Source organism: Endozoicomonas sp. GU-1, from assembly GCF_027366395.1.
GTDB lineage: Bacteria > Pseudomonadota > Gammaproteobacteria > Pseudomonadales > Endozoicomonadaceae > Endozoicomonas.
On record NZ_CP114771.1, the window covers coordinates 1,870,062 to 1,896,792 of the forward strand.

A 26,731-nucleotide genomic window follows, 5' to 3' on the forward strand; every position below is an offset into this window, starting at 1 on the left:
ATTCATGAATCTGAAACGTCTTTTTTCACATTGTCTGCCGTGTCGGCCAGAGCATTCGCAAGATAACCCTGCTCAAACCAGTCCACCGGCCTCAGCGGGACATAACCACCGACAGGCAACGTCTTCTCCCTGCCGACAACAGGCAACAAGCGGAAACACCCGGCAAGGAAGGAGTGTCAGGCTGCCATTAGCCGAGTGCACCCATGGATCCTTGCGCCGGGAAGGCGTGGAAGTAGATTAAGTATACCGGTGTCTATATCCGCACCGGGTGGGATCCGGACAAAAGCAGTCCCAATATTCGCATCAACAACGATGAGGTGCCATCAACATTACATCGTCAACCTGCTCGCCTGAGTACAGACCTTGCCATGTCAGATATCGGCTTTGCAAAAGGCATGCATATTCTGGATGTTGAATGGCCGACAGAGATGCGAGGAACTCATGCGGTGATTGGGGTTGCACTGGCAGGAACGCCGATAAATGCAACCTTTTATACCAATCTTCTTGGGAGCACAGAGTCCTCCTGGGGCTGGGACATAAAAACAAAAAACTGATTCATAACGGCCAAACCATGGGCAATTACCCCAAAGACAAAGCGGATGGGGTATTTAATGTACCCAAAAAGATAAGCTGCATAATAGATATGATTACAGGAACCATCGGCTTCAAAACCAACGAGAAATATTTGGGAGACGCATTTTCGGGGCTGAAGCATAAAACCGTTTTCCTTGCTGTGTCCGCTGTTTGGGGAAACGCAGAAATCTCAGTCACCTATAACAAAGGCTGTAATGCCACTCCACTCTCACTGCAAGACCTGTCAAAACTGACATTAAGAGACCGGGTGAAATTTGCAGAGCAGATCGACCAGCTTCCTACCTCTCCGGGACTGAAAAGGCTCATTGCTGACAAATCAATAACTGAGCCAGAAGCCTGTGAATAATCTTCACTGAGTGCTTTCATCACCAAAATGATTTAACCCTGACGTCTATACAACATTGATCCCTGACAGTAACAAATGCTCCGTGGTGGTAATATAATGATCAGTCCACCACAACCAGACACCGATTTTATTCGATATATTGTCACCACCCTTGCCGCGAGAAGGTGAGAGATTTATAACAGCAGTCATACGCTGGAACCCGGCTTAACCAAAGGCCAGATCACCGTTCACGAATGTGACAGACATTTCAATTCATAGACTTTCAAGGTTCAAGACCATGCCAACGCCTCAGTCCGGCATCACTCCGGATGCCAATACCAACGCTCAATTTCTGATACTGACGATCAAAAAAAACGACAGCGACAGCCTATCGCAAATCCGCCAGACGCTCTCCGGCATTCCAGAGCTTACTGAAACTCTGGCAAGGCAATACCCCGATGCCAGGCTCAGATCAACCATCAGTATTGGCAGTGCTGCCTGGGACCGGCTTTATTCCGGTAGCAAACCCGGGGCTCTGCGCCCTTTTATGGCCATCAAGGACGCTGGTCGTGAAGCGCCTGCAACTCCTGGCGACCTGCTTTTGCACATTCGCTCAGACCGAAAGGATATCAATTACCTGCTGATGAGCCGGGTGCTTCGCCTGCTGGGCAGTAACGTGCAAGTTCAGGAAGACATCAGCGGTTTCCGGTATCTGGACAGCCGTGACCTGACCGGATTTGTCGATGGCACTGAAAACCCCGAAGGTGAGCACCGTGCAGAAGTCGCACTTGTGGGGGAAGAGGATAGCCCGTTTGCAGGGGGCAGCTATATCCACACCCAGCGCTATGTTCACCATTTAAAAGAGTGGGAACAGTGTCCGCTGAAAGTTCAGGAAACGATCATGGGCCGCACCAAGGAGGACAATATTGAGTTCAGCGCTGAACAGAAGGCTCCCATAGCCCATATCAAACGGGTCAACCTGAAAGACGAACACGGCAACAGTATGGAGATTCTCCGCCATAGTATGCCTTATGGTGACGCCAGGGAGTCAGGCCTGTTCTTTATTGCCTATGGCAAGACACCAAAACATTTTAATCTGATGCTGAAAGCGATGATTAAAGCCGATGCCCATGGTCACTATGATCATTTGATGAATTTTTCCACGGCAGTCACTGGCTGTGCTTTCTTTGCGCCCTCTCGTGAATTTCTGGCATTGAATATTTGAGCAACAATCAGTAACCACTGTCAGCACCTCTTCTGAGGTGCTTTGTTAATGCTGCTAATCACCTAAGCAAATCCCACGGCTTATGAAACTAATTCGGTAGTCAATGGTCTACGATAGTGTCCGGATTGCTGCAACGCAGGCAGATGGACACAAAGACCAACCGGTTTATGCCCAAAACATTACCCGTTTTGACAATAAGCCATAACAACAAAACTCCTACGAAACAGGTGGTTACATGCACGTTGAATCTGCAAAAGTTCCTTTACCCTTATCAACTCAGCTATCAACCGAACAACCGGCCTCAGCTGCACAATCAGTCCCTCAGTTTACGGCTGACAGCTTCGACAATCAGCCGGGAGCTGAAATACTGGCAACCCGATTGAACACCTTCAACGAGAATATATCGGCCATCCTGAATGCTAAAAAGTCTGAAACTGAAAAGACAGGTACTGAAAAGCCAAATACTGAAGGGCTTGACGCTAGCGATATTGCACTAATGTGCAAAAATTTCACCAGTGCTTTTAATCTGGATGATATCCTGGTTGAAGAGTCCAGCCAGCTCAAAGCCATTCAAATCCTCCTGACCCTCACCAACTGCCATGACATTAATTCCCTCAAAGCGTTTGCTAACAGCAAACTGGATGAGAATCCTGACAATCAGGATGACTGTCAGAAGTTAAAGGATAGCGCCGACAAGGACAACAATAATCCGATTACCCTGCCTCCGGGCTATGGCATGACATCACAAAATTTCAGTTTTTTTCGGGATAAGTTAATGAATAGTTTTATTGACTCCCAATTCTCGGAAGCAAACTTTGAAACGAAAGAAATGGATCAACTGAAAGATGCACTAAGGATGGCCAAAATGCAGATCGCTGGCAATACCGGAATCGGTAACTTCAAAGAGTCAATAACTTTTGACCAATTCGACCGGGAACAAGTCAGCAAGCTAACTGGAAGCCTGATCTACCCACGGCAGAAGCTGTGTGCAGATAATTTGGCAAAAGAGATCCTGGCGTTACAACAACAGCTGTTCGACTCCGACTCAGGGCTGATCGGCATGCTGGGCAATAATGAAGACATCACTAACTTGCTGCAGGGTAATCAACCGTATCACCTGAAACAATTACTGGCCAGACAGGGTGCAGACAACCGCGCTACCCTGACCAATGATGCAGCCTTGCTGGTTTCATTTGTCGCAAGAAATTCAAAATTTGCGGACGAATTTGCCAAACTTGATATCAATCCGGAGAATCTTACGCATCTGGCCAAAGCACACAGCATACTGAACCATGGCCAGGCTGACGAGCATAAAGAACTCAGCAACGAGATTGCCGCTAAGGGCCTGAAAGGTAGTGATGATTTCACCAGAACGTTCTTCAAAAGTGAGACTGCCAATAAGTACAAGGCTGAGCCACCGTTTGCCAGAATTGCCTTATGGCTGGCGGAGTCCAATCAATCCGGTTGAACCAGGCGTTTAGGGGTCAGATAGACAAACTGACGTTTGGGCCAATCTGATCCACTAACTAAAAAGCTATCCGGAAAATTGCAGAACCCGGGGATATCTCACTGGGTGGAGGGTTTCGTTGCCAGCCCCCTGCCCCGTGGCATATCCCTGACTGGCTGTCCGTCATCATCGGTTCCGGGCAATCCAGTCTGGTACCCAGCTCTTAAAAAAGCTAACAGAACACATCAGTAAAGACCGAAAAAGCATTAGCAGCCACTCTTATATTTCTGTATGATTGCCGCGGGATCGGCGGAGTATATGCTCCCGATAACCAGATGAGGACATAAGAAAGTCAGAACTGTCGGTGCAGCAAAGCCTGTTTAGAAGGTTGGCAAGGGGAAAGCAGGGGTGCTTTTGATTTTCCAATGGAGTTGTGCACTCAAGTGCTCTGGCAACGGGGTCAGAGTCGTTAACTAAACAAGCACTATCATAAGGAAAAAACGCTAAAAAACAGCACACACATTCCGCTTTTTCCTGGAAAAAGTCTGCAACTCCCGGGGCGTAACCCCCTATCTCTGAACAGAAGCAACTGGCTCATTTTTTGACCGGATATTGATCCGTATCAATACAATCCCATTTCGGTTTACCCACAATAACCATCAAATCTTATAAGCATAACCCGAAGGTAGCATGGAGCATGAGCACTGCAACGTTACAGCCGACCTATAACTACAAAGTAGTTCGGCAGTTTGCCATCATGGCCGTGGTCTGGGGAGTTGTTGGTATGGCGGTAGGCCTGCTGATTGCCTCTCAGATGGTCTTTCCCGAACTCAACCTGGGCTTACCCTGGACCAGCTTTGGACGCTTGCGGCCACTGCACACCAATGCGGTGATTTTTGCGTTTGGCGGCTGTGTCCTGTTTGCAACGTCCTATTACATCGTCCAGCGAACCTGTCAGGCGACACTGGCCATGCCGCGGCTGGCCGCTTTCACCTTTTGGGGATGGCAACTGGTGATTGTTGCGGCGGCCATTACTCTGCCCCTGGGCATTACCTCTTCCAAAGAGTACGCCGAACTGGAATGGCCCATTGACATTCTGATTGCCGTTGTCTGGGTCAGTTACGCGCTGGTCTTCTTTGGCACCATTATGAAGCGCAAGAGTAAGCACATCTATGTGGCTAACTGGTTCTTTGGTGCCTTCATTATTACGGTTGCCGTGCTCCATATCGTTAACAGCGCTTCGTTACCTGTTAGCCTGACCAAGTCCTACTCTGCCTACGCGGGTGCCATGGATGCCATGATCCAGTGGTGGTATGGCCACAATGCGGTAGGCTTTTTCCTGACCGCTGGCTTCCTGGGCATGATGTATTACTTCGTGCCAAAACAGGCGGAGCGTCCGGTTTACTCTTATCGTCTGTCCATCGTGCATTTCTGGGCGCTGGTTGCCATCTACATCTGGGCCGGCCCGCACCATCTGCACTACACCGCACTGCCGGACTGGGCCCAGAGCCTGGGCATGGTTATGTCACTGGTGCTGCTGGCACCGTCCTGGGGTGGCATGATCAATGGGGTCATGACCCTCTCCGGTGCCTGGCATAAGTTGCGGACCGATCCGATTCTGCGTTTTCTGGTGGTTTCCCTCTCTTTCTATGGCATGTCCACCTTTGAAGGCCCGATGATGGCCATCAAGACCGTTAACGCCCTGTCCCACTACACCGACTGGACCATTGGTCATGTGCATTCAGGTGCCCTGGGCTGGGTAGCCATGGTGTCATTCGGTTCGCTCTATCACCTGATTCCAAGGCTGTACGGCAAGGAACAGATGTACAGCGTTGGCCTGATCAATATGCACTTCTGGCTGGCCACCATCGGCACCGTTCTTTACATCGTTGCCATGTGGGTAAACGGTATCACCCAAGGCCTGATGTGGCGTGCAGTGAACGAAGACGGCACGTTAACCTATAGCTTTATTGAGTCCGTAGAAGCCAGCGGCGTCGGCTACATTGTCCGTGCTATTGGTGGTGCCTTCTTTGTTCTTGGCATGCTGACAATGGCTTATAACGTCTACCGCACCGCCAGAGAGTCGGAGGAGCCCTCTTCCGATAAAGAATCCCTCGAACTCAACCCGACCACTGCGCCGGTTGAAGGGAGATAATAATAATGGCGAGCAAACACGATATTGTTGAAAAGAACCTGGGCCTGATGGTGATACTGGTGGTCGTTGCCATCAGTTTTGGCTCCCTGGTGGAGATCGTTCCGCTGTTTTTCCAGAAAGAGACCACTCAGCCCGTGGCGGGCCTGAAACCTTACACCGCCATGCAGCTGGAAGGCCGTGATATTTATATCCGTGAGGGCTGCGCAGGCTGCCACTCCCAGATGATTCGTCCGCTGCGTGCCGAGGTGGAGCGTTATGGTCACTACTCGGTGGCTGGCGAGTCCGTTTATGACTACCCATTCCTCTGGGGTTCCAAGCGTACCGGTCCGGACCTGGCCCGTGTCGGCGGCCGTTACTCCGATGACTGGCACCGTGCCCACCTGATTAACCCACGTGACCTGGTGCCTCAGTCCATCATGCCCGCCTACCCATTCCTGGCAGAGAACACGCTGGATGGCAAGCTGACCGCAAGAAAGATGGAAACCCTACGCACACTGGGTGTTCCCTACACCGATGAAGATATTGCCGGTGCCCGGGATGCTGTCAAAGGACAAACCGAGCTGGACGCCCTGGTGGCTTATCTCCAGGGACTAGGCACTGTTATTTCGGGTAAGCGCTGATGGATATCAATACGATTCGAGGACTGGCGACACTGGTCGCCCTGGTCGCATTTCTATCGGTGGTCTTCTGGGCCTACAGCAGCCGACGTAAAGGCGACTTTGATGAGGCCGCTGCCCTGCCATTTGCTGATGACCAGCAGGAGGGTACTGAGAATACCGATGCCCCGGGCAGCCACCGGGAAACCCATAAGAACTCCCAGAAAGAGGAGCAGTATAACGATGAGTAATTTCTGGCACTGGTGGATTGTTCTGCTGACCACCGCCTGCCTGGTACTGGTCACCTGGGTTCTGTTTGCAACTCGCAAGGGCCAGCGCAGGGATATGACCGATGAGACCACCGGTCACGCCTATGATGGCATTGAGGAGTATGATAACCCGCTGCCGCAGTGGTGGTTTATCATGTTCATCGCCACCCTGGTATTCACTGTCGGCTATCTGATTCTCTACCCGGGTATGGGTAAGTGGGCAGGCGTCCTTGGCTGGACTCAGGTGAATGAGCTGGAACAGGATCAACTCAAGCATGACCGCAAATATGCCCCTGAATTTGCCCGTTACGCCGCCACTCCGGTTGAACAGCTGATTAACAACCCCAGGGCTCTGAAAATGGGTGAGCGGGTCTATATCAACAACTGTGCCCTCTGTCACGGTATGGATGCCGGTGGCAACTTCGGTTTCCCGAACCTCACTGACAACGACTGGCTTTACGGTGGCACTCCGGACGCCATCAAGGCCACCATTGCCCATGGTCGTCAGGGGCAAATGCCCGCCTGGGGTGCCGTGATCGGTGATATCGGTGTGAAGCAGGTTGCCAGCTATACCCGTGAACTGTCTGGTATTGATAGCGGTGCCAGCGAAGCGGACCTGGCCGCTGGCGAAAAGATCTTCAGTACGACGTGCGCCGTTTGTCATAACGCCGATGGTACCGGTAACCATGCCCTGGGCGCTCCGAACCTGACCAACAATATCTGGCTGTACGGCTCAAGTCAGGCGCAAGTGGAATACACCATCCGCAAGGGACGAAACGGCGTTATGCCACCCTGGAACGATATTCTTGGTGAAGAGAAGGTTCATCTGGTGACGGCTTACGTTTACAGCCTGACCCACAAGGCTGAGTGATCTGCTCAGGCGCAGGGACAAAAGCTATGAATCACAAAGGCACAAAGACACAAAGGAAGCTTTTTTGCTAAGCCCGGCTCAGGCAAGCCTGAAAAAACTTTGTGCCTTTGTGGTTCCAATAAAACCTTAACGGTAAATTTGGGCTCTATGAACACAGACAATGCCAACCAGGAACCGGAACTGATCGACCTGTATCAGAAGCCTGAAAAGATTTACACCAGAAGCTTTTCGGGCCACTTCCGAACGCTTCGCCTGGCTGGCGGAACATTTCTCTTCTTGCTTTTTTTTGGCACCTGCTGGATCAATCTGAATGGCCGTCAGGCCGTGTTCTTTGACCTGCCCGCCAGGCAGTTTCATATCTTTGGCACCACCTACTGGCCCCAGGATTTTATCCTGCTGTCCTGGCTACTGATTATCTGCGCCTTTGGTCTGTTTGCACTGACGGTGTTCGCCGGACGAATCTGGTGCGGCTACACCTGCCCCCAGAGCGTCTTCACCTGGGTATTTATGTGGGCAGAACGCATCACCGAAGGTGAACGCAACCGCAGGATGAAGATGGACAAAGAGCCCATGTCCCTCGGGAAGTTTCTGCGCAAAAGTGCCAAACACACCCTCTGGCTGAGTATCGCTTTTGCTACGGCGCTCACCTTTGTCGGTTATTTCATTCCCATCCGGCAACTGGTGTTGGACATCGCTGCCTTGGATGTTGCCCCCTGGGGTATTTTCTGGCTCGGCTTCTTCACCCTGGCAACCTATGGCAATGCGGGTTACCTGCGGGAGCAGGTTTGTATTCACATGTGCCCGTACGCCCGTTTCCAGAGCGTTATGTTCGATAACGATACCCTGGTGGTGGCTTACGACAAACATCGCGGTGAGCAGCGTGGCCCACGCAAGAAAAGCGCTGATCACAAAACCATGGGGCTGGGGGACTGTGTGGACTGCAGTGTCTGCGTGCAGGTCTGTCCTACCGGTATCGATATCCGTGATGGGCTGCAATATCAGTGCATCGGCTGTGCCGCCTGTATCGATGCCTGCGACACTATTATGGACAAAATGGGCTACGACAAAGGCCTGATCCGTTATACCACCGATAACGAACTTGCCGGCCAGAAAACCCGTTGGCTTCGTCCCCGACTGATCGGGTATGGTTCAGCACTGTTTATCATGATCTGCCTGTTTATCTTCAGCGTTAGCCATCGAATGCCGCTGGAGCTGGAAGTACTCAGGGATAGAAATGTCCTGTTCCGGGTCATCAATGATGACCAGGTAGAAAATATCTACACACTGAAAGTCGCTAACAAAGACCAGCAACCCCATCTCATCAGAATACGGGTGGCTGGTATCGAGAATCTGAAAATAGCGGGCAGAACCGCCATTGTGGCAGAGCCGGGCAGTGTGCAACAGGAAATCATCAGGGTTATCGCACCGTTGATTGATGGTGCCCCCAGCACCCGGCCGGTTCGCTTCAGCATCAGTTCCAGCCAGCCCGGACTGGAAGCCATTACCGCTGAAAGCCGATTTATGATGCCCGGACCAGAGAGGAAACCCTGAACCATGACGCAATCAACCACCAGCAGAGCTAACCCGGCAGGCGGCCAGCCTGCCACCAACAGGGAACCTTTTACCCCCTGGTACCGGGAACCCTGGGCCTGGTACATCGTGGGTATTTTGCTGGTCACCTTTGCCTGGGGCGGCTTTCAGGTCTACACCGCCTTTACCCATCAGGACAGCGTGGTGATTGATGACTATTACAAAAACGGCAAAACCATCAACCAGGACATGACCCGGATTGACAATGCCCGAAGCCTGGCTGTTGCCGGTACACTGGCCATTGATGAACTGATCGGCGAAGTCCGGGTGACGATGCGGGGAAATCCGGAAGTGTGGCCCGGGCAGCTTAAACTCAGCTTTCTTTCTCCGGTATTTAAAGACAAAGACAAAACCATTGTGCTGAACCGCTCCTTTGGCATCAGCGCCAAATCAGCCGCAGATTCCAGCCCGGCACAACCCGGGCAAAACCCAATGTATGTCGGCCAGCTGGACGCCCTGGTTACCGGCCGTTACTACCTGCAACTGGAAACCCTGGATGAGCTGATTCCGGAAGTGGGCTATGAGACCGGCTGGAAGATTACCCTGGAGGCCGTCGTCTCACCTGGAACACCAATTACCCTGAAAAACCCGGATGCCTGATGACCGATACCCGTTGCTTTCATTGCACACTGCCGGTCAGCCAGCCGGTGGTATTTTTTGCAGACGTTGAAGGAACAGCGCAGCCCATGTGTTGCCCGGGCTGCAAGGCCGTGACCGAGGCCATCGTGGCCGGCGGTCTGGAGAATTATTACCGGCACCGTACCGAAAGCGCCAACCAGGTCACTGACCTGAATCAGCGACTTCAGGAAGAACTGCAGATCTATGACCGTGCAGAGGTACAAAAGGACTTTGTCAGACCCGCAGACTCAGCTTCCCAAAGCCAGGATAACCACCTCACTGCCAGTCTGTTGATAGACGGCATCACCTGCGCCGCCTGTATCTGGTTATTGGAAAACCATCTGGAAGCATTGGCGGGTGTTGCCCGGGCCAGTGTTAACCTCAGCACCCATGAGGCACAGATCACCTGGGATAACAGCGAGATCCCCTTAAGTACCATTCTGCTGGAAATTCACAAAATCGGTTACCAGGCGTTCCCCTGGCGTGCCGACCAGCAGGAAGCCCTGCTGAAAAACGAAAACCGCACCTTTATACGACGGCTTGCCGTTGCCGGTATTGGTGCCATGCAGGTGATGATGTACGCCATCGCCCTCTATTCCGGTGCCATCAGTGACGATATGCCGGACATTTACCGGGACCTGATCCGGATCTTCAGCGCCGTGATTGCCACGCCTGTGGTGTTGTACTCTGCTGCGCCCTTCTTCAAGGCAGCCTGGCGGGATATCAAAATACGGCATCTCGGCATGGATGTTCCGGTATCCATTGCCATTGGTGGCGCTTATCTGGCCAGCCTGTGGGCTACCTTCTCCGTTTATTTCTTTACTGATGGCTCTATTTATTCCATCGCTGAGGGCTCTCTTTATTCCACCGCTGAGGGCTCTGGCGAAGTCTACTATGACTCAGTCTCCATGTTTACCTTCTTCCTGCTGACCGGCCGCTACCTTGAGCTTCGTGCCCGCCATGCAACCGCCAGGGCTGCACGGGCGCTGACCAACCTGCTGCCGCCCAGCTGCCTGAAAGAAGTCAATGGTCACTATCAGCGCGTCCCGGTGGCCGATCTGCAACCAGACGACAAAGTTAGAGTTCTTCCCGGTGATGCCATTCCCGCAGATGGCATTCTGATCAGTGGCTCCACCAGCGTGAATGAAGCCATGTTGACCGGTGAGTACCTGCCCATCGAAAAGCAGCCCGGTGACACACTGCTGTGCAGCAGTATCAATGTGGACCATCCCATTGAGCTTAAGGTGAGCAAAGTGGGCGAAGAGACCCGGGTAGCCGGCATTATCCAGCTGCTGCAACGGGCACAGCAGGATAAGCCCGCCATCGCGAAAATTGCCGATAAAGTGGCCGGCTGGTTTGTTGCCTGTGTTTTGCTGGTGGCCATTTGTGTGTACTGGGGCTGGTCCGGCATTGCGCCACAAGACGCGTTCTGGATTACCCTGTCGGTTCTGGTGGTGACCTGCCCCTGCGCCCTGTCCCTGGCCACCCCCGCTGCCCTGACTGCGGCTACCGGCTATCTGCACCGCCTTGGCCTGCTGGTGACCCGTGGTCATGTTCTGGAAGGCCTGAAAACCATCGACCATGTGATCTTTGATAAAACCGGCACCTTAACCAAAGGGGAGCTGTCGTTAAGCCAGGTGGTTCCTCTTGCTAACGGCAACAGCTCAAAAGAAGCATTGCTGCAGCGGGCAGCAGCCCTGGAAGCACACTCTGAACACCCTATCGCCAGAGCCTTTTTCTACACCGTTGAGTCACTGCATGAGCAGGCTCACGAGGTGAAAAACCATCTTGCCCAGGGGATAGAAGGCACCATTGGCAATTGCCGTTATCGTATCGGGAGGCCTGACTTTGCCTGCCCAGCCAGCAATGTGGCAACGCCAGAACAGGATGGACAGTGGTTGCTGATGTCAGAAAGTACTGACCAGAAACTCTGGCAACCGCTCTGCTGGTTCAGGATTACCGACAGCCTGCGCCCTGAGGCCGCCCACACCATCCAACGGCTGCAACAGATGGGCAAAACCGTAACCCTGCTCAGTGGTGATGCCGAGCCGGTGGTGGCGGCAACCGCTGAATCCCTGGGTATACGGCAATGGAAGTCTGAAAGCAGCCCGGATGACAAGCTGCACTATATCCAGACGCTGCAGAGTCAGGGCCACAAAGTCTTGATGGTCGGTGATGGCATCAATGATGTTCCTGTTTTAGCGGGGGCGGATATCTCCATGGCCATGGGCAACGCCTCAGACCTGGCGCGCACCAGTGCCGATGCAGTATTGATTTCCGGCAACCTTGAGCGATTGGCCGATGCCTTTAACCTGACCATAAGAACGCGAAAAATTATCCGGCAAAACCTGGCATGGTCCCTTGGCTATAACCTTGCTGCCCTGCCCCTGGCCGCAGCAGGCATGATTGCCCCATGGATGGCTGCTACCGGCATGGCGCTCAGCTCACTGATTGTGGTGGCCAACGCCCTGCGACTGAACCGCCCGGGAAAACTGCCCAAAACACCGACCGAGTCAGAAGACGTTTACGCCCACCTTGAACCCAGAGGAGCTGCCTGACCATGGAAAGCCTGATTATTCTGATCCCTCTGGCCCTGATCCTGATCGCTGTAGCGATCAAACTCTTCTTCTGGGCAGTAGACGACGGTCAGTTTGACGACCTTGAAGGGCCAGCCCACAGCATTCTTTTTGATGAGCCTCAACAGATAGCAAAAGCTAATGCACATGACCATAAATGAAGTCCCCACCTTACTTTCCGCATTAACCCTGGGCGTATTGGGCAGCGCCCACTGTATCGGCATGTGTGGCGGCATTACCTCCGCCCTCAGCCTCTCCCTGGCAGGCAAGTCCCGTGCACAGATCTTCTGGCTGATGCTGACCTATCATCTCGGACGGATTACCAGCTACGCCATCGCTGGTCTCCTTCTGGCCAGCATTGGCTGGTATCTGGGCGGTATCAGCCCGGCAGTAAAGATGGGACTGCGCTATTTTGCGGCCATTATGCTGATCGCCATGGGGCTTTATCTGAGCGGTTGGTGGCGTGGTCTGACACACCTGGAAAAGATTGGGCATAAGCTCTGGCAACATATCCAGCCCAAGGCCAAAGCACTGCTGCCCATCAAAAATTTTCCCAATGCCCTTACCATTGGCATGCTCTGGGGGTGGTTACCCTGCGGCCTGGTCTACAGCACCCTGGCCTGGAGCGCCAGCCAGGGACAACCGGTACAGGGTGCGCTGTTAATGGCCTCATTCGGTATTGGCACCATACCCTCAGTGTTCCTGCTGGGTGCGTTCTCAAGACAGCTCAGCGGCATTATTCAAGCCAGTATCACCCGCAACCTGGCGGGGTTGCTGATTATCCTTTTTGGCTTGTGGTCTATGCCCGGCGCACACCAGAGGTGGTTGATGTCCATGCTGCACCACCACCATATGTGATAAAAGGAAAAAAAGTTCTGCCTCCTAGTGCGGCCAAGCGTTATTACCCGTACACCACGTTCACCCTGAGCGGAGTCGAAGGGTGCTTGGCACGATCTATCAGAGTCCGGAGTTCCGCCCTTCGACAAGCTCAGGACGAACGGTATGGGTAACAGCGCTTAGCTGCACTAGGAGGCTCTTAAAGTTATGAATCAGAAATCAAACCAAAAGACGAGACGCTCCGCTTTTTGCTTCTGCAACTCAGCCAACTCCAAAAAATATTTTTCCCCCAACGATTCCCTGATCGTAAGCTGGGCAAACTCTTCTGGAACATCAACGCTCCTTTCTCTTAAAGGCTTGTTGTAGTCGTAAGAAACCAATTCATCAACAGACAGCCAGGAGTGGCCAGATCCACCCGTTCCCCATTCATCAGACTTAGCCTTGATGGAAAGACTGACATCCCCGGGCAGCCCACGAGCCTCCTCAATAATGGGATACGGAGTAACATGCCAGGAGCCCCAGTCATAATCGCTTCTGACAAAACCCTCGGAAAAGAATGAAAAGACATGACGATTGCGATCTGAAAAAGGTTCGTAACCCGGGATTTCTTCCCATTGCCCGGCACTATTTCTGAATTCAGCATACATATGTATGTCTGCACCCATAATGACTCCTCCTGTCTGATCAGTGACCAGGACATATTTGTGACTTTTTATGATCCAAGAGCAAAAATAGCACATTCAATGAACTCACCGATCACTATCCATCAGACCCTTTTCAGCACAACCCTGCCAGCCAGGGCATTATTTGCTCGATTAATAACCAGATGGCAGATACAATAGCCTACCTCAACAGCTTCACGCCACGTTGGACACAATCCTCATCACTTGCCCTAAAGACGAACCACCAAGGCATGCCGGTTCGGTTCATACCTATTGACACCGATCAAAGAACAACCTTGAAAATCTTTCTAAACTAGCCAAAAACATCATGACGTAATACCGACTGTTTTTGCCTTACCCTTTCCGGCACAAAAGACCGACCAGAAGGCGAACACACTGACTAATAAGACATGAAGATTACCGAGAGCAATAATGAATACCGCACCAGTTTGGGATAAAGACCTGATTCACCGATACAACCACTCAGGCCCGCGTTATACCTCCTATCCCACGGCGGTGCAGTTTGATGGCAGCTTTGATATTGAGAAATATCAGCACAATGCCCACTCCAGTGCCAGGGCCATCAAGCCCCTGTCACTCTACTTTCATATTCCGTTCTGCTCCCATGTCTGTTATTACTGCGCCTGTAATAAAATAGTCACCAAACACCGTGGGCGCGCCAATAGTTATCTGGAATACCTGTTTCGTGAAATAGAGATGCAGGCAGCACTCTACAGTCAGGAACAGCGGGTCGAGCAACTCCACTTTGGCGGCGGCACACCGACCTTTCTGAGCAGAGATCAGATGACGGATCTGATGGGGCATATCCGCCAGCACTTCCAACTGACCCAAAGCGATACCGCAGACTACTCCATTGAACTGGACCCCAGGGAAGTAGACTGGCCCATGATGGGCACCCTGAGGGACCTCGGCTTCAACCGGATCAGCATGGGCGTTCAGGACCTGAACCCCAAAGTTCAGCAAGCCGTTAACCGGGTTCAACCTGAAAGCATGATTCAATCCATCCTTGATGCTGCCAGAGTCATGGCATTCCGCTCGGTACACATGGACCTGATTTACGGCCTGCCTTTCCAGACCACCAACAGTTTTATGGCAACCATCGATCGTGTGGTTGATATGGCCCCGGACAGGCTATCCCTGTTTAACTACGCCCACCTGCCCCACCGCTTCAAGCCGCAGCGCCGGATCAATGAGCAGGATCTGCCAGCGCCGGAAATGAAGCTGGACATTCTGCATCAGGCCACGGAAAAGCTGCTGGATCAGGGCTACATCTACATCGGCATGGATCACTTTGCCCTGCCAGACGATGAACTGGCCATGGCCCGGGAGGATGGCACGCTGCACCGGAATTTTCAGGGTTATACCACCCATGGCCATTGCGACCTGATCGGCATGGGCGTGTCTGCCATCAGCCAGGTAGGCGACACTTATATTCAGAACAGCACCGATGAAGCCCGGTACTGTGCAATGCTCAATGAACAGCAATTGCCAATGGTTCGCGGTCTGAAGATGACCGCTGATGACAAAGTCCGCCAGGCAGTGATTACCCAGCTGATCTGCCACTTCAAACTGCATTTCAGCGATATTGAACAGCGGTTTGATATTCAATTCAGGGATTACTTCCGGGATGAGCTGGCAAGACTGGAGCCGATGAGGGCGGACGGCCTGATCAGTCTCAATAGCGATGGCTTGCTGGAAGTACTGCCGAAGGGAACGCTGCTGATCCGTAACATCTGTATGCAGTTCGACCACTATCTCCATCAACCGGAAATGAAAGAAAAGACGCTCTACTCAAAGGTTATCTGAGCAGCACTCCGGAGCAATCACCAGGCTCCGGAGCCCCTCTCCCGCCAGTACCGACAATGACTGATCATCCCGCACAGAACCGAAACCTCTCTGCAGCTCACCGGCTTATCAGCAAAAAACTGAAACTGACGACGACTTGCCACCACTATCACATTGATTTACTTGAAACATAAGTGCAAAATCTGTCATGTCCGTTAAATACCACGAACGAAAATTTAATCCTGTGACATAAGACAATGTCAGATTGATTTTCCAGGGATAAAGACATACAACCACCAGGAGCCATGACCATACTATTATCAGGGTCAGCCCTGGGCTGGATAGACGACACGGCAGATGAAAGCTCACCGGAACCACCGCAGTTTATGACGCATTGCTAAAGCAGCACCAAACCCCTACCCTGGGTCTGCCCGGTTGCGTACATACCTGATTTACACTCCGGTAATACTTTTCATACACTTGGTTTTCCATAAACAGTGTCGAATTTCGCCAAATACGACTTTGAGGCCTCTCAATGACGTCAAAGCCCAACGTCCGACAGCCGAGCCATGTGGCTTGCAGAGACTGCAGCCTCAGCTCACTGTGCCTGCCACTGGCACTGAGCATTAAGGATATCGATCAGCTGGATCACATTATCAAGCGTGGGCGTCCTTTGAAAAAAGGCGAACACCTGTTTCTGGAAGGTGACCCCTTTACCAGCGTCTTTGCTGTTCGCTCAGGGGCTCTCAAAACCTACACAGCGACCAATGAAGGTGAGGAACAAATCACCGGGTTTTACCTGCCCAGCGAAATTCTTGGCCTGAGCGGTATGGATACGGATACCTATCCGGTGTCGGCCCAGGCGATGGAAACCACCATGATCTGCGAGATTCCTTTTGAGCAACTGGAAACCCTTTCCGATCAATTCCCGGAACTGCGCCGACATCTGATGCGCCTGATGAGCAAGCGTATCCGTGAAGACCAGCAAATGATGATGCTGCTGTCCAAGAAAAACGCCGATGAACGTATTGCCACCTTCCTGATTAACCTGGCCAGCCGTTTTCGTCGCCGGGGCTTTTCTTCGCAGTCGTTCCGTCTGTCCATGTCGAGAAATGAGATGGGGAACTACCTGGGCCTGGCGGTAGAAACGGTTAGTCGTGTATTTACCCGATTCCAGAAAAACGGCCTGATCTCCGCCGTGGGCAAGGAAATCGAAATTCGCAACTCGGTTGAACTCTGTGCCCTGGCCGGGGGAAAAACCCTGGAACCCAACCCTATTGCTACCAACGCCTGACTTTATCCTCTAAAGAAGCTACCCTTTGAGGTGGCTTCTTCCTTTTTATCCATTGACTGACAGCGGCATGCTCCCTCCCATGCATACAAACGAATGTTCATCCGTTCAGGAATATCTGCGAACGCAAATCAGAACCATCGCCAACTGGCCCCATGAAGGCATCCTGTTTCGGGATATCACCACACTGTTTGAAAACCCGGAAGCCTGGCGTAAGGCCGTGGATGTCATGGTTCAGCGTTATGAGAACCAGACTTTTGATCGCATTGGCGCGCTTGATGCCCGCGGTTTCCTGCTTGGCTCGACACTGTCCTATATCATGAACAAGCCGCTGGCACTGTTTCGCAAGAAAGGCAAACTGCCCGGCAAAACCCTCAGTGTCGAGTATGACCTTGAATATGGTAAAGCCGTACTGGAAATGCATGAAGACACCATTAAGCCCGGTGAAAACATTCTGTTGGTGGATGACCTTATCGCCACCGGAGGCACACTGCTGGCTGCCGATCAGTTGATCCGACAAGCAGGAGCCAGCACACTGGAAGCTGCAGCTATCATCAACCTGCCAGACCTCAAGGGTGCTGACAGACTCAATGCGGCGGGCATTCCAACCTATGCCCTGTGCAATTTTGCCGGTGAGTAAAACCACCCTCAGTTCAGAATTTCAGGGATGATACGATATGTCTCTTAGATCCAGGGTCAATGTCTGGATCTGAGAGCCACTCCCGCAATTACAGGACGCACAGACCGGGATCTACCCGGAAAAAGGACTTTGCAAATGGGAATATGCGCCAAGGAACTAAGGCACTATGTTGTTCGCCCCGCACTCAAGCATCTGGGTATGTGGAGCCCTACTGCTGAGAACCTGCTGCTTGGTACCGCGGCCAGAGAGTCCGGGCTTGGTTTTCATCTGAAACAGGCCAATCACCAGGCGCTCGGTATCTATCAGATTTCCCCACGCATGCACCGCAATATCTGGGACCTGTTTCTGGCCCCGAACGCTGACTTATCCAGCAAAGTCCGGGGACTGGCCAGCCAGCGGGAGTTTCTTTCCCACCCCCATCATGAACTGGCGACCAACCTGGTTTACGCCACCGCCATTGCCTGGCTTATCTATCACCGCTGCGGTATTCAGATCGAAGATATTGATAAAGAAGACATCACTGCCATGGCCAGATTATGGCAAAAGCACTTCCACAGCAGAAACCCCGGAACACTCCAGAGCTTCTGCGAAAGCTATCAAAAGATGATTATTGAATCAGGCTGCTCCACAGAGGAGTCAACGTACTTTAACCAGGCTGCAGCCAAACCGGCATAACAGGATTCAGCCTGCCTGCTCCCTTATCGCCTTGATGATGGATGCTCCCCTACAACCCCTTGGCCTCAGCACATTGAACACAGAGGTCAGCATAAGGCATAACCTCAAGGCGCTGAACCGGAATTTCCTTACCGCAGGACAGGCAGAAACCGTAATCGCCCTCATTTATACGATCAAGGGCGCGGTTAATTTTACCCAGTTCAATCACCGCCTCGTTACCCAGTGCATCAATAACCTCATCATTCTCCCGTTCCTGCGCCTGCTCAGACCAGTCGGCACTGTTTTTTCGGGAAGCATCCTGTTTAATTTTACCCAGACGCGTATTCAGCTCATCCCTGCGAGCCATCAACCATTTCTGCCACTTATCATGATTTGTCATTTTGCTACCCCTGCACAAAAATACTGTAGAATCCTGCTGTTTATTCTATAAACAATGGTTGTGTCAAAAGGTCACTCTTTACCATAAAACAACGCCGACGAACCTTATCCCCACTCACAAAAACGGATAAAGTAATTACCAACCTGCGGCGTACTGATTCTTTCCAAAATCATGAATTCAAATAGTAGATCATTGATACCGTAAACGTAATATTCAGTTTCAATCCGGAAAAACATTTTCCCACCTGGTACATCAATTCAATGAGTTTGACGTGTACGATCTCCGTTCACCCTGAGCGGAGTCGAAGGGTGCTTGGCACGATCTATCAGAGTCCGGAGTTTCCGTCCTTCGACAGGCTCAGGGCGAACGGAGTGCGGAAGCACGACAACCCGTCAAACTCAGTGAAACCATGTACTAGGAGCTTGTCCGAGAATAGCGCCCGTCTAGGAGCCTGCCCGAGAATAAGCTGCCCTACTGCGGTGGCCGCAAATAAGGCAGCCGTTTCAGCCAGGCGATGCAGGATGTGTGATTAAGCTGTCTGGCAAGTACCAAAGGAGTCCTGCCATGTCTGTTTCTCACCCGATGATCTGCGCCGGCATTCAACAGCATCCTGACAACTTTCAGGTTGCCATTGAATGCCGCCAGATGCAGAACGGTATTGCCGTCTTGATCGGGAATATTCAGATCCGCCTTCGCTCGAATCAGCAGGCTCAGGGAAGCATTAAAGGAGAAATGAATAAAGGACATATCAACGGCATAGTGCATGGCCGTACGGCCGGAATTATCTTTAATATCAAGCTGAGCACCTGCCTGGACCAGGGCTTTCAGGCTATTGCAACGGTGTTTAAGCACCGCCAGATGCAGTGCGGTCTGACCCTCTGCGTTGGTCATGTCAGGATCAGCACCGGAGCGAATAAACAGGCGCAGGCACACATACCTGCCGTTGATGACGGCGTCGTGTAACACCGTGTTGCCAGCCGAGTCCCTTGCCGAAAAATCCACGTTAGCCTCAACGATGACCCTGGCGCACCCAAGATGGTTGCATCGGGTGGCTATGTGCAGCGCTGTCATAACGCTATTGCCGTTGGTAAAGGCCTGGATATTGGCCCCCCTGCGGATCAGGGTTTGCACGCTTTCAAGGTGTCCATGATAAGCAGCAAGGTGCAGGGCATTCCAGCCACAATTGACCAACGCCTCAACGTTGGCGTTGTTATCAATCAGGATCTCCAGACATTCACTATGGTTTCGCATGGCAGCGTAATGCATCGCCGTTCTGCCAACGGGGGTCACTGCGTCAAGGTTCGCACCTTTATCGGCAAGTAATCGCAGGCAGTGGCCATGACCACCGGTGGCCGCATGGTGAACTGCCACCCGGCCATGACGGCTGGCTATGGTCATGTTACACCCATTGCTGATGAGAATATCCATAACCGCCCTGTGGCCGGCCTTGGTCGCCAGAATCAGGGGTGTCCTGCCACGGCTGTCCACGGTATCAATAATGCCCGGGTTCCGGGCCAGTATCCTGGCACACTCACAACGGCCTTCCAGGGCAGCAATATGCAGTGCCGTTCGGTCATCACTGTCCCTGGTGGCAGGGTTTGCCCCTCCCAGAACCAATGCTTCGGCAAACTTACCATCTTCCAGCCTGGCTGCCAGATGAAGGGCTGCATCACCATCCCGGTTAGTCATGTTGAGACCCGCACCGGACTGAATCAGAAAATTAACCACATCAAGGTGGCCATTGACCAGGGCAATGTGCAGTGGGGTCATGCCGTTATTGATGGCCGGGACATCCAGCGAAGCCCCCGCTGCCACCAAAGCCCTGACGCAACCTATTTGCCCATTGCTGGCGGCCATATACAGCAGACGGACATGGTGACCTGTGTCACCGGTACGAAACAGGGCAAAGACAATACTCGGGTCCAGGCTCAGCAATTGCTGAAGCTGTGCCAGGTTTCCGGAGCGACAGCAACTCAGGGGCATTGATTCGCTGTACACTGAGTACTCATAGAGCTTCGCCCCACCCTCTCGCATCAGTGGCACTGCTGCATTAAGACAGACCGGGCAAGTTCGTCTGGACAACTGCCGGCTGTTAAGCCAGGGGGTCACACATCGCTCGTGAAAGCGATGGCGACAAGGGGTAATCACTACCCTGTTGTGTCCAAACAAGCCAACCAGACAAATCGGACAGACATCGTTTAATGGTTGCCTTGTCGGGTTGGAAACTGGAGAAGTTGAATTTTCCATCAGTATTCAGGTCACCGTGTACCCGGTTGAATTCATGGACAACCGGTGATTTCATAAACACTATTGACAGAAAAATTGTGGGCTGGTTCCTGAAAGGCAGCACAGAAGCTGTCCTGCCAGCTATTGGCGCACCGTTGCAGTCTGATCTGAATTGAACGTCAACAGGCCCTAAATAGTAATGATTTTTACCATGTCATTATCGGTATCGATTGGATCAGGAATATTCCCGGAAAAGATCGTTTGATTGTCCTCATGCTCATAGGACTTGCGCTCGCCAGAACGATCCATTGCAAGATCCTTGAAATTGAACAGCCCAGTATCAGCCATCTGGGATGGCGCTATATTCTGCATAGCCGTAAAAATTGACTCGATCCTGCTCGGGTTCTTTTTTTCCCACTCAGCCAGCATGGCTTTGATATTCTGACGCTGCAGGTTCTTTTGTGAGCCACACAGGTTGCATGGAATAATCGGGAACGCCATTTGTTCAGCAAACCGTTTGATATCCTTCTCGCGGCAATAAGCCAAAGGGCGAATCACCACGTTCCGGCCATCGTCTGATAGTAACTTGGGTGGCATGGCGGCCAGCCGGGAGCCGTAAAACATATTAAGGAACATGGTCTCGACGATGTCGTCCTTATGGTGGCCAAGGGCAATTTTGGTTGCGCCGATATCTTCGGCAAAGGCGTACAAAGTGCCACGGCGCAAGCGCGAGCATAAACCACAGGTGGTTTTACCCTCCGGTATCTTCGACTTAACCACCGAATAGGTATCCCTGTTAATAATATGATAAGGAACATTCAGGCCATCCAGGTATTCCGGCAGGATATGCTCAGGAAAGCCCGGTTGTTTCTGATCCAGATTCACCGCCACTAAATCAAAGGTTATCGGTGCACTTTTCTGGAGACTCTGCAAAATATGAAGCATCGTGTAGCTATCAGCGCCACCCGATAAACAGACCATCACTTTGTCGCCATCCTCGATCATATTGAACTCTTCAATAGCCTGACCTGCGTGGCGGCGCAACCTTTTTTGCAGCTTGTTAAATTCTGTCTTTGCCGTTCCGGAAAGAGAAGTCGTCATATTATCCTGAGGGAGTCTAAAGAAAAATTTGATTATAACTATCTGTCAATCTTTCACCAATCAGACCGATTGCTATCCCGCTACGGACTTTCACTACAGGGGATTCTGAAACCAGCTCAAATGGAATAAGTTATGGGATATCCCCACCCCGGGAAGGTATCCACCGAGCCATTCAAGACCCACAACTTGAAACGACTTAACGTCAGCAGTCACTGAAAATAGATAAAACCCGGTATTGATTAACAAAAGCAAAATCAATATATTTAAAACCAAATTCCGCACAGCAGAATAATAAGGAAGTAACAGCATGTCCGATGCCTATATCTACGACGGTGGTCGTAGCCCTTTCGGCCGACACGGTGGGGCGCTCTCATCGATCCGTCCGGATGACCTGTTGGGTGACATCATCAGGACTCTCATTCAGCGCAATGCTTTCGACCTGAATCAATACGAAGACGTTATCGCAGGCAGCACCAACCAGGCCGGTGAAGACAGCCGAAATGTTGCCCGCTTTGCCGGTTTGCTGGCTGGCCTGCCCATGGCCACCGGTGGCATTACCGTTAACCGATTGTGTGGTTCAAGCCTGGCCTCAACACTGGATGCCGCCAGGGCTGTTCGCTGCAACGAGGGTGAGTTATTTATTGCCTGCGGCGTTGAATCCATGAGCCGGGCCCCGATGGTGCTCTCCAAGGCAGCATCAGCGTTTGACCGTGGTCAGGTATTGGCTGATACCACCATGGGAGCCCGATTCACCAATCCGAAAATTGTCGATCAGTTTGGTGGCCACAGCATGCCGGAAACCGCTGATAACATTGCATCCGACCTTGGCATCAGCCGCGAAGAGAGTGATATTTTTGCAGCTGCCTCACAGGCTAAATATGAAGCCGCCCGTTCAGCCGGTTATTTTGTCGATGAAATTATTCCGGTAGAAGCACCGCAAGGACGCAAGAAACCGCCAGTTGTCGTTAGTCTTGATGAACATCCACGCCCAGGTACAGAGATACAGGCACTGCAAAATTTGCGCCCCCTGTTTCAAGGCGGTGTGGTCAGTGCAGGTAATGCTTCCGGCATAAACGACGGTGCATCAGCACTGATCATTGGCAGTCAACAGGCCGGGGAGAAGGCAGGTATCAGGCCCCGCGCACGGATTCTTGCCGGTGCGATTGCCGGTGTTGAGCCACGGGTCATGGGGCTTGGTCCGGTGCCAGCGTCACGCAAAGCCCTGGCACGGGCCGGACTGACACTGGCAGATATGGATGTTCTGGAATTTAACGAAGCCTTCGCAACCCAGGCGTTAGGCTGCATGAAGCTGCTGGAGATTGATTTCAATGATGCCCGGGTCAACCCCAATGGTGGTGCCATCGCTATTGGCCACCCGCTGGGTGCCAGTGGCGCAAGAATCGTGCTCAGTGCGCTGCGTCAATTGGAACGCACGGGCGGGCGGTACGCTTTGGCGACCATGTGTATCGGTATCGGCCAGGGCATTGCGGTAGTCATCGAAAGAGTTTGATGCACTGACTTTTTTTTTACCACAATAAGAATGAATTTATGACTGTCACCTATGATTTGCAGAACAAAATTGGTGTTATCACCATCAATAACCCACCGGTCAACGCCCTTTCCCAGCCGGTACGTGAAGGCCTGAAAGGCACCATTGAGAAGGCTCAGTACGATGACTCCGAACTGTTAATTATCATCTGCACAGGGCGCACCTTTTTTGCCGGTGCCGATATTTCCGAGTTTGGCAAAATGCCCATGGAGCCATCGCTGCCGGATGTGGTCAATTTGATTGAGGCATCGGCCAAACCAGTGATTGCCGCTATCCATGGCACGGCGCTTGGTGGCGGATTTGAAGTCGCCCTGGCCTGTCATTACCGCATTGCAGTTCCTTCTGCCAAAGTAGGTTTGCCAGAAGTCAAACTGGGTTTGCTGCCCGGCGCAGGTGGCACACAGCGGGCTCCCCGTCTGGCCGGGGTAAAAAACGCACTGGATCTGATGACGTCTGGTCAACCCATGAAAGCGGCCAGGGCGCAAAGTATCGGGCTGCTCGATTCATTGGTTGAGGGCGACTTGCTGACCGGTGCCATCGAGTTTGCCAACACCCTGCTGGCTGACAAACCGGAAGTCCGGCGCGTGGGTGATATAACCATTGACCCTGCCCAAATAGAGCCGGGCTTGTTCGATGCCTACCGGGCCAGGCTGGCCAAACGTGCCCGGGGACAGATTGCGCCCCGAAAAAATCGTCGCCTGTGTTGAAGCGGCCGTTCACCAACCCATCAACAAGGGGCTGGAGCTTGAGCGGAAACTGTTTGTTGAGTGTCTTCTGTCACCTGAGTCACAGGGATTACGACACCTGTTTTTTGCCGAGCGCAAAGCTGCAAAAATTAATGGCCTGCCGAAAGAAACCCGGGCTAAAGCGATTCAATCGGTGGGTATTATCGGTGGTGGCACCATGGGCGGCGGGATCGCCATGAACTTTGCCAATGCCGGTATTCCCGTCACTCTGCTGGAGATTGATGAACAAGCCCTGCAACGTGGTAAGGATATTATTGCCAGCAACTACGGTATCACCGTTAATAAAGGCAAGCTCTCCGGGGCCGAAGCAGAAAAACGGCTCGGGATGATCCGTGGCACAACCTCTTATGACCACCTGGCGGAAGTGGACCTGGTGATCGAGGCGGTATTTGAAGACCTGGCCATCAAACAAACCGTTTTCAAACAACTTGATGCCGTGTGCAAGCCCGGCGCTATTCTTGCCTCCAACACCTCTTATCAGGATATCGATGCCATCGCCGCCGTGACCCGTCGTCCACAAGACGTGATTGGACTGCACTTCTTCAGCCCGGCAAATGTCATGAAATTGCTGGAGGTGGTGCGGGGCGACAAGACCTCGGACGAGGTGCTGGCAACCGCCATGGACATTGCCAAACAGATCAACAAGGTACCGGTCCTCTCCCGTGTCTGTTACGGCTTTATTGGCAACCGAATGCTGCGGCCATACGCAAGAGAAGCGCAATTATGCCTGATCGAAGGGGCAACCCCGGAACAGATCGACCGGGTCATGGAGAACTGGGGCATGGCCATGGGGCCACTGGCTGTGGGTGATCTGGCCGGTATCGACATCGGTTATAAGGCCCGCCAGGGATTGTCCGACGAGGAAAAAGGCGATCCCAGATCCTACTGCATTGCTGACCGACTGGTAGCCATGGGCAGGCTGGGGCAAAAAACCGGGGCCGGTTACTATCAGTATGATCCCGCGTCACGGGCCCGGAGTTCTGATGAAACCATCCTTCGGGTAATAAAGAAGAAGCCACAAAACAGGGTGTTGTGCGAAGAGAGATCAGCGACGAGGAAATTCTTGACCGACTGACCTTAGCGCTGATCAATGAAGGCTTTAACATTCTGGAAGAAGGGATTGCCCAGCGCTCCAGCGATATCGACGTGGTTTATATCTTTGGCTACGGCTTTCCAGCCTATCGCGGCGGCCCAATGGCGCTTGCAGAGAACCGGGGCCTGAAAAAGTCTATGCCAGAATTTGCCAGTTTGGCGAACAGTTCGGCCAGCAGAACTGGACACCCTCTGCACTGCTGAAAACGCTGGTCACCGACAACAAAAGCCTGACTCAATGGGAAAAAGAGCAGGCATGACTTGGCAGTTATAACCTTCATAGATGCCTGGGATTATTCCCAGGCTGTTATGGTATTTTCAGAAAAACCCAATATTATACGACATCAATTTTTTGCCCCAAGACAGACAATTATCGCCGTATAAAACCGACCAGCCAAAAGATTACCAGTCAACCCATGGAAAAATTGGCAGGCACAAGGCAGTTAACTATCCAATATGAATGACCAATATGCCACTCTGAAAGGGATAATCTTTGCCCTGCTCTCAGCACTGGCATCCACTACCGCGGGTGTTGCCACCAAGGTAGTAGCCGATGCAGTTCCCATCTCTATGGTTGTTTTGTTTCAGTACGGCATCTGCCTTCTTATTCTTATCCCTTTGCTGTTGAAACACCCTCTTCACAACTGGTATACAAAACACCCGGTTATTCATGCTGTCCGGGGGATTTCCGGCTGGCTGTGTTTTTTTACCTACTATCTGGCGATTCAACATATCCCCCTGGTGGACGCCTCTCTGCTGCGTAACACAGCACCGTTATTTGTCCCATTATTTGTCTGGGCCTGGCTAAAAATAACCATTCCGGGGGGGGCAGTGGCTGCCTATTATTGTTGGCTTCCTGGGTATTCTGCTGATCTTGCGACCGGACGCTGAAGGCATTGAATACTGGCATATCATCGGGTTGCTGTCCGGCGTGTTCCTGGCGCTTTCCATGGTCAGCACCCGGGTCCTTTCAGGCACGGAATCGACCCATGTGATTTTGTCTTACTATTTTTTGATATCGTTTCTGTGCAGCATCCCGCTAGCCATCCTTGACTGGCAGCCTATTCCTTACTGGACGCTGCCCTATTTACTCTATATTGGAGGTTCTATCTCGTTGACCATGTGGTGTTATACCCGGGCATTGACACTTGCCAGTGCCGTCATCGTGGCACCCATAAACTACTCCGGTGTTGTATTTTCAGGAATTATGGGCTGGCTGATCTGGAACCATATTCCCGACGGGTTTGCACTGACAGGAATTCTGCTGGTCATTGCCGCCGGGCTGCTTACGGCGTTCTGGAACAGCAGCAGTGCCAGGCAACAATAGATGGATGTTAACCGGCAAACCCCGGAGATTTACCCGATACTTCTGATTTACCTATGTTATAAATGTTTAATCCTTTAACCCGTATTGATAATGGCCTTTAATTTGCAGGGAGCGGAACTCCACCCCTTGCAGAG

29 protein-coding genes are annotated in these 26,731 nt (G+C 52.2%); 23 read left to right on the top strand and 6 right to left on the bottom strand.

Going from position 1 to position 26,731, the window contains the following annotated elements; all coding sequences use genetic code 11:
* Positions 1 to 2: 2 nt before the first annotated feature.
* Positions 3 to 149: a hypothetical protein gene (locus tag O3276_RS07515; RefSeq protein ID WP_269675073.1), complete on the bottom strand. Its 147-nt coding sequence runs from the start codon at positions 147 to 149 to the stop codon at positions 3 to 5.
* Between the two features lie 168 nt (positions 150 to 317).
* On the opposite strand from O3276_RS07515, the gene O3276_RS07520 reads away from it, so the two are divergent.
* From O3276_RS07520 to O3276_RS07580, 13 genes are all read left to right on the top strand, one after another.
* Positions 318 to 554 (top strand): SPRY domain-containing protein, encoded by a 237-nt coding sequence (locus O3276_RS07520; protein ID WP_269675074.1) that lies wholly within the window; start codon positions 318 to 320, stop codon positions 552 to 554.
* A 17-nt stretch (positions 555 to 571) separates the two neighbouring features.
* On the top strand, positions 572 to 940 hold the full coding sequence (locus O3276_RS07525; RefSeq protein WP_269675075.1) for an SPRY domain-containing protein: 369 nt from the start codon (positions 572 to 574) through the stop codon (positions 938 to 940).
* Positions 941 to 1,217: 277 nt separating this feature from the next.
* A complete protein-coding gene (locus O3276_RS07530) occupies positions 1,218 to 2,144 on the top strand; it encodes a Dyp-type peroxidase (RefSeq protein WP_269675076.1) in 927 nt (308 codons plus the stop codon).
* Positions 2,145 to 2,379: 235 nt separating this feature from the next.
* Positions 2,380 to 3,612 carry a hypothetical protein gene (locus O3276_RS07535; protein ID WP_269675077.1) on the top strand — a complete coding sequence of 411 codons (1,233 nt, stop codon included), beginning with the start codon at positions 2,380 to 2,382 and terminating at the stop codon, positions 3,610 to 3,612.
* A gap of 676 nt (positions 3,613 to 4,288) precedes the next feature.
* Positions 4,289 to 5,746 (top strand): cytochrome-c oxidase, cbb3-type subunit I, encoded by a 1,458-nt coding sequence (gene ccoN, locus O3276_RS07540; protein ID WP_269675078.1) that lies wholly within the window; start codon positions 4,289 to 4,291, stop codon positions 5,744 to 5,746.
* A 5-nt stretch (positions 5,747 to 5,751) separates the two neighbouring features.
* Positions 5,752 to 6,366 carry a cytochrome-c oxidase, cbb3-type subunit II gene (gene ccoO / locus O3276_RS07545; protein WP_269675079.1) on the top strand — a complete coding sequence of 205 codons (615 nt, stop codon included), beginning with the start codon at positions 5,752 to 5,754 and terminating at the stop codon, positions 6,364 to 6,366.
* Positions 6,366 to 6,593, top strand: coding sequence for a cbb3-type cytochrome oxidase subunit 3 (locus tag O3276_RS07550; protein ID WP_269675080.1), 228 nt, complete (start codon positions 6,366 to 6,368; stop codon positions 6,591 to 6,593). Before ccoO ends, O3276_RS07550 begins: the two co-directional genes overlap by 1 nt.
* A complete protein-coding gene (gene ccoP, locus O3276_RS07555) occupies positions 6,586 to 7,482 on the top strand; it encodes a cytochrome-c oxidase, cbb3-type subunit III (RefSeq protein ID WP_269675081.1) in 897 nt (298 codons plus the stop codon). Before O3276_RS07550 ends, ccoP begins: the two co-directional genes overlap by 8 nt.
* A 147-nt stretch (positions 7,483 to 7,629) precedes the next feature.
* Positions 7,630 to 9,033, top strand: a complete 1,404-nt coding sequence (ccoG, locus tag O3276_RS07560) for a cytochrome c oxidase accessory protein CcoG (RefSeq protein ID WP_269675082.1) — start codon at positions 7,630 to 7,632, stop codon at positions 9,031 to 9,033.
* A 3-nt stretch (positions 9,034 to 9,036) separates the two neighbouring features.
* Positions 9,037 to 9,672, top strand: coding sequence for a FixH family protein (locus O3276_RS07565; RefSeq protein ID WP_269675083.1), 636 nt, complete (start codon positions 9,037 to 9,039; stop codon positions 9,670 to 9,672).
* Positions 9,672 to 12,248 (top strand): heavy metal translocating P-type ATPase, encoded by a 2,577-nt coding sequence (locus tag O3276_RS07570; protein WP_269675084.1) that lies wholly within the window; start codon positions 9,672 to 9,674, stop codon positions 12,246 to 12,248. Before O3276_RS07565 ends, O3276_RS07570 begins: the two co-directional genes overlap by 1 nt.
* A gap of 2 nt (positions 12,249 to 12,250) precedes the next feature.
* On the top strand, positions 12,251 to 12,427 hold the full coding sequence (gene ccoS / locus O3276_RS07575) for a cbb3-type cytochrome oxidase assembly protein CcoS (protein ID WP_163373184.1): 177 nt from the start codon (positions 12,251 to 12,253) through the stop codon (positions 12,425 to 12,427).
* Positions 12,408 to 13,124, top strand: coding sequence for a sulfite exporter TauE/SafE family protein (locus O3276_RS07580; protein ID WP_269675085.1), 717 nt, complete (start codon positions 12,408 to 12,410; stop codon positions 13,122 to 13,124). Before ccoS ends, O3276_RS07580 begins: the two co-directional genes overlap by 20 nt.
* A 191-nt stretch (positions 13,125 to 13,315) precedes the next feature.
* Here O3276_RS07580 and O3276_RS07585 read toward each other — a convergent pair whose 3' ends face one another.
* Complete coding sequence (locus O3276_RS07585) at positions 13,316 to 13,768, bottom strand: hypothetical protein (RefSeq protein ID WP_269675086.1); 453 nt, start codon at positions 13,766 to 13,768, stop codon at positions 13,316 to 13,318.
* A 429-nt stretch (positions 13,769 to 14,197) separates the two neighbouring features.
* On the opposite strand from O3276_RS07585, the gene hemN reads away from it, so the two are divergent.
* The 4 genes from hemN to O3276_RS07605 all read left to right on the top strand — a co-directional run bounded on the left by hemN (position 14,198) and on the right by O3276_RS07605 (position 18,177).
* Positions 14,198 to 15,592 (top strand): oxygen-independent coproporphyrinogen III oxidase, encoded by a 1,395-nt coding sequence (gene hemN, locus O3276_RS07590; RefSeq protein ID WP_269675087.1) that lies wholly within the window; start codon positions 14,198 to 14,200, stop codon positions 15,590 to 15,592.
* 514 nt (positions 15,593 to 16,106) lie between these two features.
* A complete protein-coding gene (gene fnr / locus O3276_RS07595) occupies positions 16,107 to 16,865 on the top strand; it encodes a fumarate/nitrate reduction transcriptional regulator Fnr (RefSeq protein ID WP_269675088.1) in 759 nt (252 codons plus the stop codon).
* Between the two features lie 79 nt (positions 16,866 to 16,944).
* Complete coding sequence (locus O3276_RS07600) at positions 16,945 to 17,502, top strand: adenine phosphoribosyltransferase (RefSeq protein ID WP_269675089.1); 558 nt, start codon at positions 16,945 to 16,947, stop codon at positions 17,500 to 17,502.
* Between the two features lie 198 nt (positions 17,503 to 17,700).
* Entirely contained in the window at positions 17,701 to 18,177 is a 477-nt protein-coding gene (locus O3276_RS07605) for a hypothetical protein (protein ID WP_269675090.1), read from the top strand.
* Between the two features lie 49 nt (positions 18,178 to 18,226).
* Here the strand turns inward: O3276_RS07605 and O3276_RS07610 are convergent, their stop codons facing one another.
* The 4 genes from O3276_RS07610 to ttcA all read right to left on the bottom strand — a co-directional run bounded on the left by O3276_RS07610 (position 18,227) and on the right by ttcA (position 21,883).
* Positions 18,227 to 18,556, bottom strand: a complete 330-nt coding sequence (locus O3276_RS07610) for a TraR/DksA family transcriptional regulator (RefSeq protein ID WP_269675091.1) — start codon at positions 18,554 to 18,556, stop codon at positions 18,227 to 18,229.
* Between the two features lie 471 nt (positions 18,557 to 19,027).
* Positions 19,028 to 20,704, bottom strand: a complete 1,677-nt coding sequence (locus O3276_RS07615) for an ankyrin repeat domain-containing protein (RefSeq protein ID WP_442876593.1) — start codon at positions 20,702 to 20,704, stop codon at positions 19,028 to 19,030.
* Positions 20,649 to 20,858, bottom strand: coding sequence for a hypothetical protein (locus tag O3276_RS07620; RefSeq protein ID WP_269675093.1), 210 nt, complete (start codon positions 20,856 to 20,858; stop codon positions 20,649 to 20,651). The genes O3276_RS07615 and O3276_RS07620 overlap by 56 nt, the downstream gene beginning before the upstream one ends.
* A 113-nt stretch (positions 20,859 to 20,971) precedes the next feature.
* A complete protein-coding gene (gene ttcA / locus O3276_RS07625; protein WP_269675094.1) occupies positions 20,972 to 21,883 on the bottom strand; it encodes a tRNA 2-thiocytidine(32) synthetase TtcA in 912 nt (303 codons plus the stop codon).
* A 307-nt stretch (positions 21,884 to 22,190) separates the two neighbouring features.
* Between ttcA and O3276_RS07630 the strand changes: the two genes are divergently transcribed.
* From O3276_RS07630 to O3276_RS07655, 6 genes are all read left to right on the top strand, one after another.
* Positions 22,191 to 23,393 carry a 3-oxoadipyl-CoA thiolase gene (locus tag O3276_RS07630; RefSeq protein WP_269675095.1) on the top strand — a complete coding sequence of 401 codons (1,203 nt, stop codon included), beginning with the start codon at positions 22,191 to 22,193 and terminating at the stop codon, positions 23,391 to 23,393.
* A 38-nt stretch (positions 23,394 to 23,431) separates the two neighbouring features.
* Positions 23,432 to 24,139: an enoyl-CoA hydratase/isomerase family protein gene (locus O3276_RS07635; RefSeq protein WP_269675096.1), complete on the top strand. Its 708-nt coding sequence runs from the start codon at positions 23,432 to 23,434 to the stop codon at positions 24,137 to 24,139.
* Positions 24,108 to 25,253, top strand: coding sequence for a 3-hydroxyacyl-CoA dehydrogenase family protein (locus O3276_RS07640; protein WP_269675097.1), 1,146 nt, complete (start codon positions 24,108 to 24,110; stop codon positions 25,251 to 25,253). The genes O3276_RS07635 and O3276_RS07640 overlap by 32 nt, the downstream gene beginning before the upstream one ends.
* Positions 25,211 to 25,474, top strand: coding sequence for a hypothetical protein (locus O3276_RS07645; RefSeq protein ID WP_269675098.1), 264 nt, complete (start codon positions 25,211 to 25,213; stop codon positions 25,472 to 25,474). Before O3276_RS07640 ends, O3276_RS07645 begins: the two co-directional genes overlap by 43 nt.
* 252 nt (positions 25,475 to 25,726) lie before the next feature.
* The gene (locus tag O3276_RS07650) at positions 25,727 to 26,161 is read left to right on the top strand and encodes an EamA family transporter (protein WP_269675099.1); all 435 of its coding nucleotides are present in this window, start codon (positions 25,727 to 25,729) and stop codon (positions 26,159 to 26,161) included.
* Positions 26,145 to 26,597 (top strand): DMT family transporter, encoded by a 453-nt coding sequence (locus tag O3276_RS07655; RefSeq protein WP_269675100.1) that lies wholly within the window; start codon positions 26,145 to 26,147, stop codon positions 26,595 to 26,597. Before O3276_RS07650 ends, O3276_RS07655 begins: the two co-directional genes overlap by 17 nt.
* Positions 26,598 to 26,731: the final 134 nt, after the last annotated feature.

Coding starts and splice junctions, on each gene's coding strand:
- O3276_RS07525 (WP_269675075.1), top strand. CDS start 572: ATGGGCAATTACCCCAAAGACAAAGCGGATGGGGTATTTAATGTACCC.
- O3276_RS07530 (WP_269675076.1), top strand. CDS start 1,218: ATGCCAACGCCTCAGTCCGGCATCACTCCGGATGCCAATACCAACGCT.
- O3276_RS07535 (WP_269675077.1), top strand. CDS start 2,380: ATGCACGTTGAATCTGCAAAAGTTCCTTTACCCTTATCAACTCAGCTA.
- ccoN (WP_269675078.1), top strand. CDS start 4,289: ATGAGCACTGCAACGTTACAGCCGACCTATAACTACAAAGTAGTTCGG.
- ccoO (WP_269675079.1), top strand. CDS start 5,752: ATGGCGAGCAAACACGATATTGTTGAAAAGAACCTGGGCCTGATGGTG.
- O3276_RS07550 (WP_269675080.1), top strand. CDS start 6,366: ATGGATATCAATACGATTCGAGGACTGGCGACACTGGTCGCCCTGGTC.
- ccoP (WP_269675081.1), top strand. CDS start 6,586: ATGAGTAATTTCTGGCACTGGTGGATTGTTCTGCTGACCACCGCCTGC.
- ccoG (WP_269675082.1), top strand. CDS start 7,630: ATGAACACAGACAATGCCAACCAGGAACCGGAACTGATCGACCTGTAT.
- O3276_RS07565 (WP_269675083.1), top strand. CDS start 9,037: ATGACGCAATCAACCACCAGCAGAGCTAACCCGGCAGGCGGCCAGCCT.
- O3276_RS07570 (WP_269675084.1), top strand. CDS start 9,672: ATGACCGATACCCGTTGCTTTCATTGCACACTGCCGGTCAGCCAGCCG.
- ccoS (WP_163373184.1), top strand. CDS start 12,251: ATGGAAAGCCTGATTATTCTGATCCCTCTGGCCCTGATCCTGATCGCT.
- O3276_RS07580 (WP_269675085.1), top strand. CDS start 12,408: ATGCACATGACCATAAATGAAGTCCCCACCTTACTTTCCGCATTAACC.
- O3276_RS07585 (WP_269675086.1), bottom strand. CDS start 13,768: ATGGGTGCAGACATACATATGTATGCTGAATTCAGAAATAGTGCCGGG.
- hemN (WP_269675087.1), top strand. CDS start 14,198: ATGAATACCGCACCAGTTTGGGATAAAGACCTGATTCACCGATACAAC.
- fnr (WP_269675088.1), top strand. CDS start 16,107: ATGACGTCAAAGCCCAACGTCCGACAGCCGAGCCATGTGGCTTGCAGA.
- O3276_RS07600 (WP_269675089.1), top strand. CDS start 16,945: ATGCATACAAACGAATGTTCATCCGTTCAGGAATATCTGCGAACGCAA.
- O3276_RS07605 (WP_269675090.1), top strand. CDS start 17,701: ATGTGGAGCCCTACTGCTGAGAACCTGCTGCTTGGTACCGCGGCCAGA.
- O3276_RS07610 (WP_269675091.1), bottom strand. CDS start 18,556: ATGACAAATCATGATAAGTGGCAGAAATGGTTGATGGCTCGCAGGGAT.
- O3276_RS07620 (WP_269675093.1), bottom strand. CDS start 20,858: ATGAAATCACCGGTTGTCCATGAATTCAACCGGGTACACGGTGACCTG.
- ttcA (WP_269675094.1), bottom strand. CDS start 21,883: ATGACGACTTCTCTTTCCGGAACGGCAAAGACAGAATTTAACAAGCTG.
- O3276_RS07630 (WP_269675095.1), top strand. CDS start 22,191: ATGTCCGATGCCTATATCTACGACGGTGGTCGTAGCCCTTTCGGCCGA.
- O3276_RS07635 (WP_269675096.1), top strand. CDS start 23,432: ATGACTGTCACCTATGATTTGCAGAACAAAATTGGTGTTATCACCATC.
- O3276_RS07650 (WP_269675099.1), top strand. CDS start 25,727: ATGAATGACCAATATGCCACTCTGAAAGGGATAATCTTTGCCCTGCTC.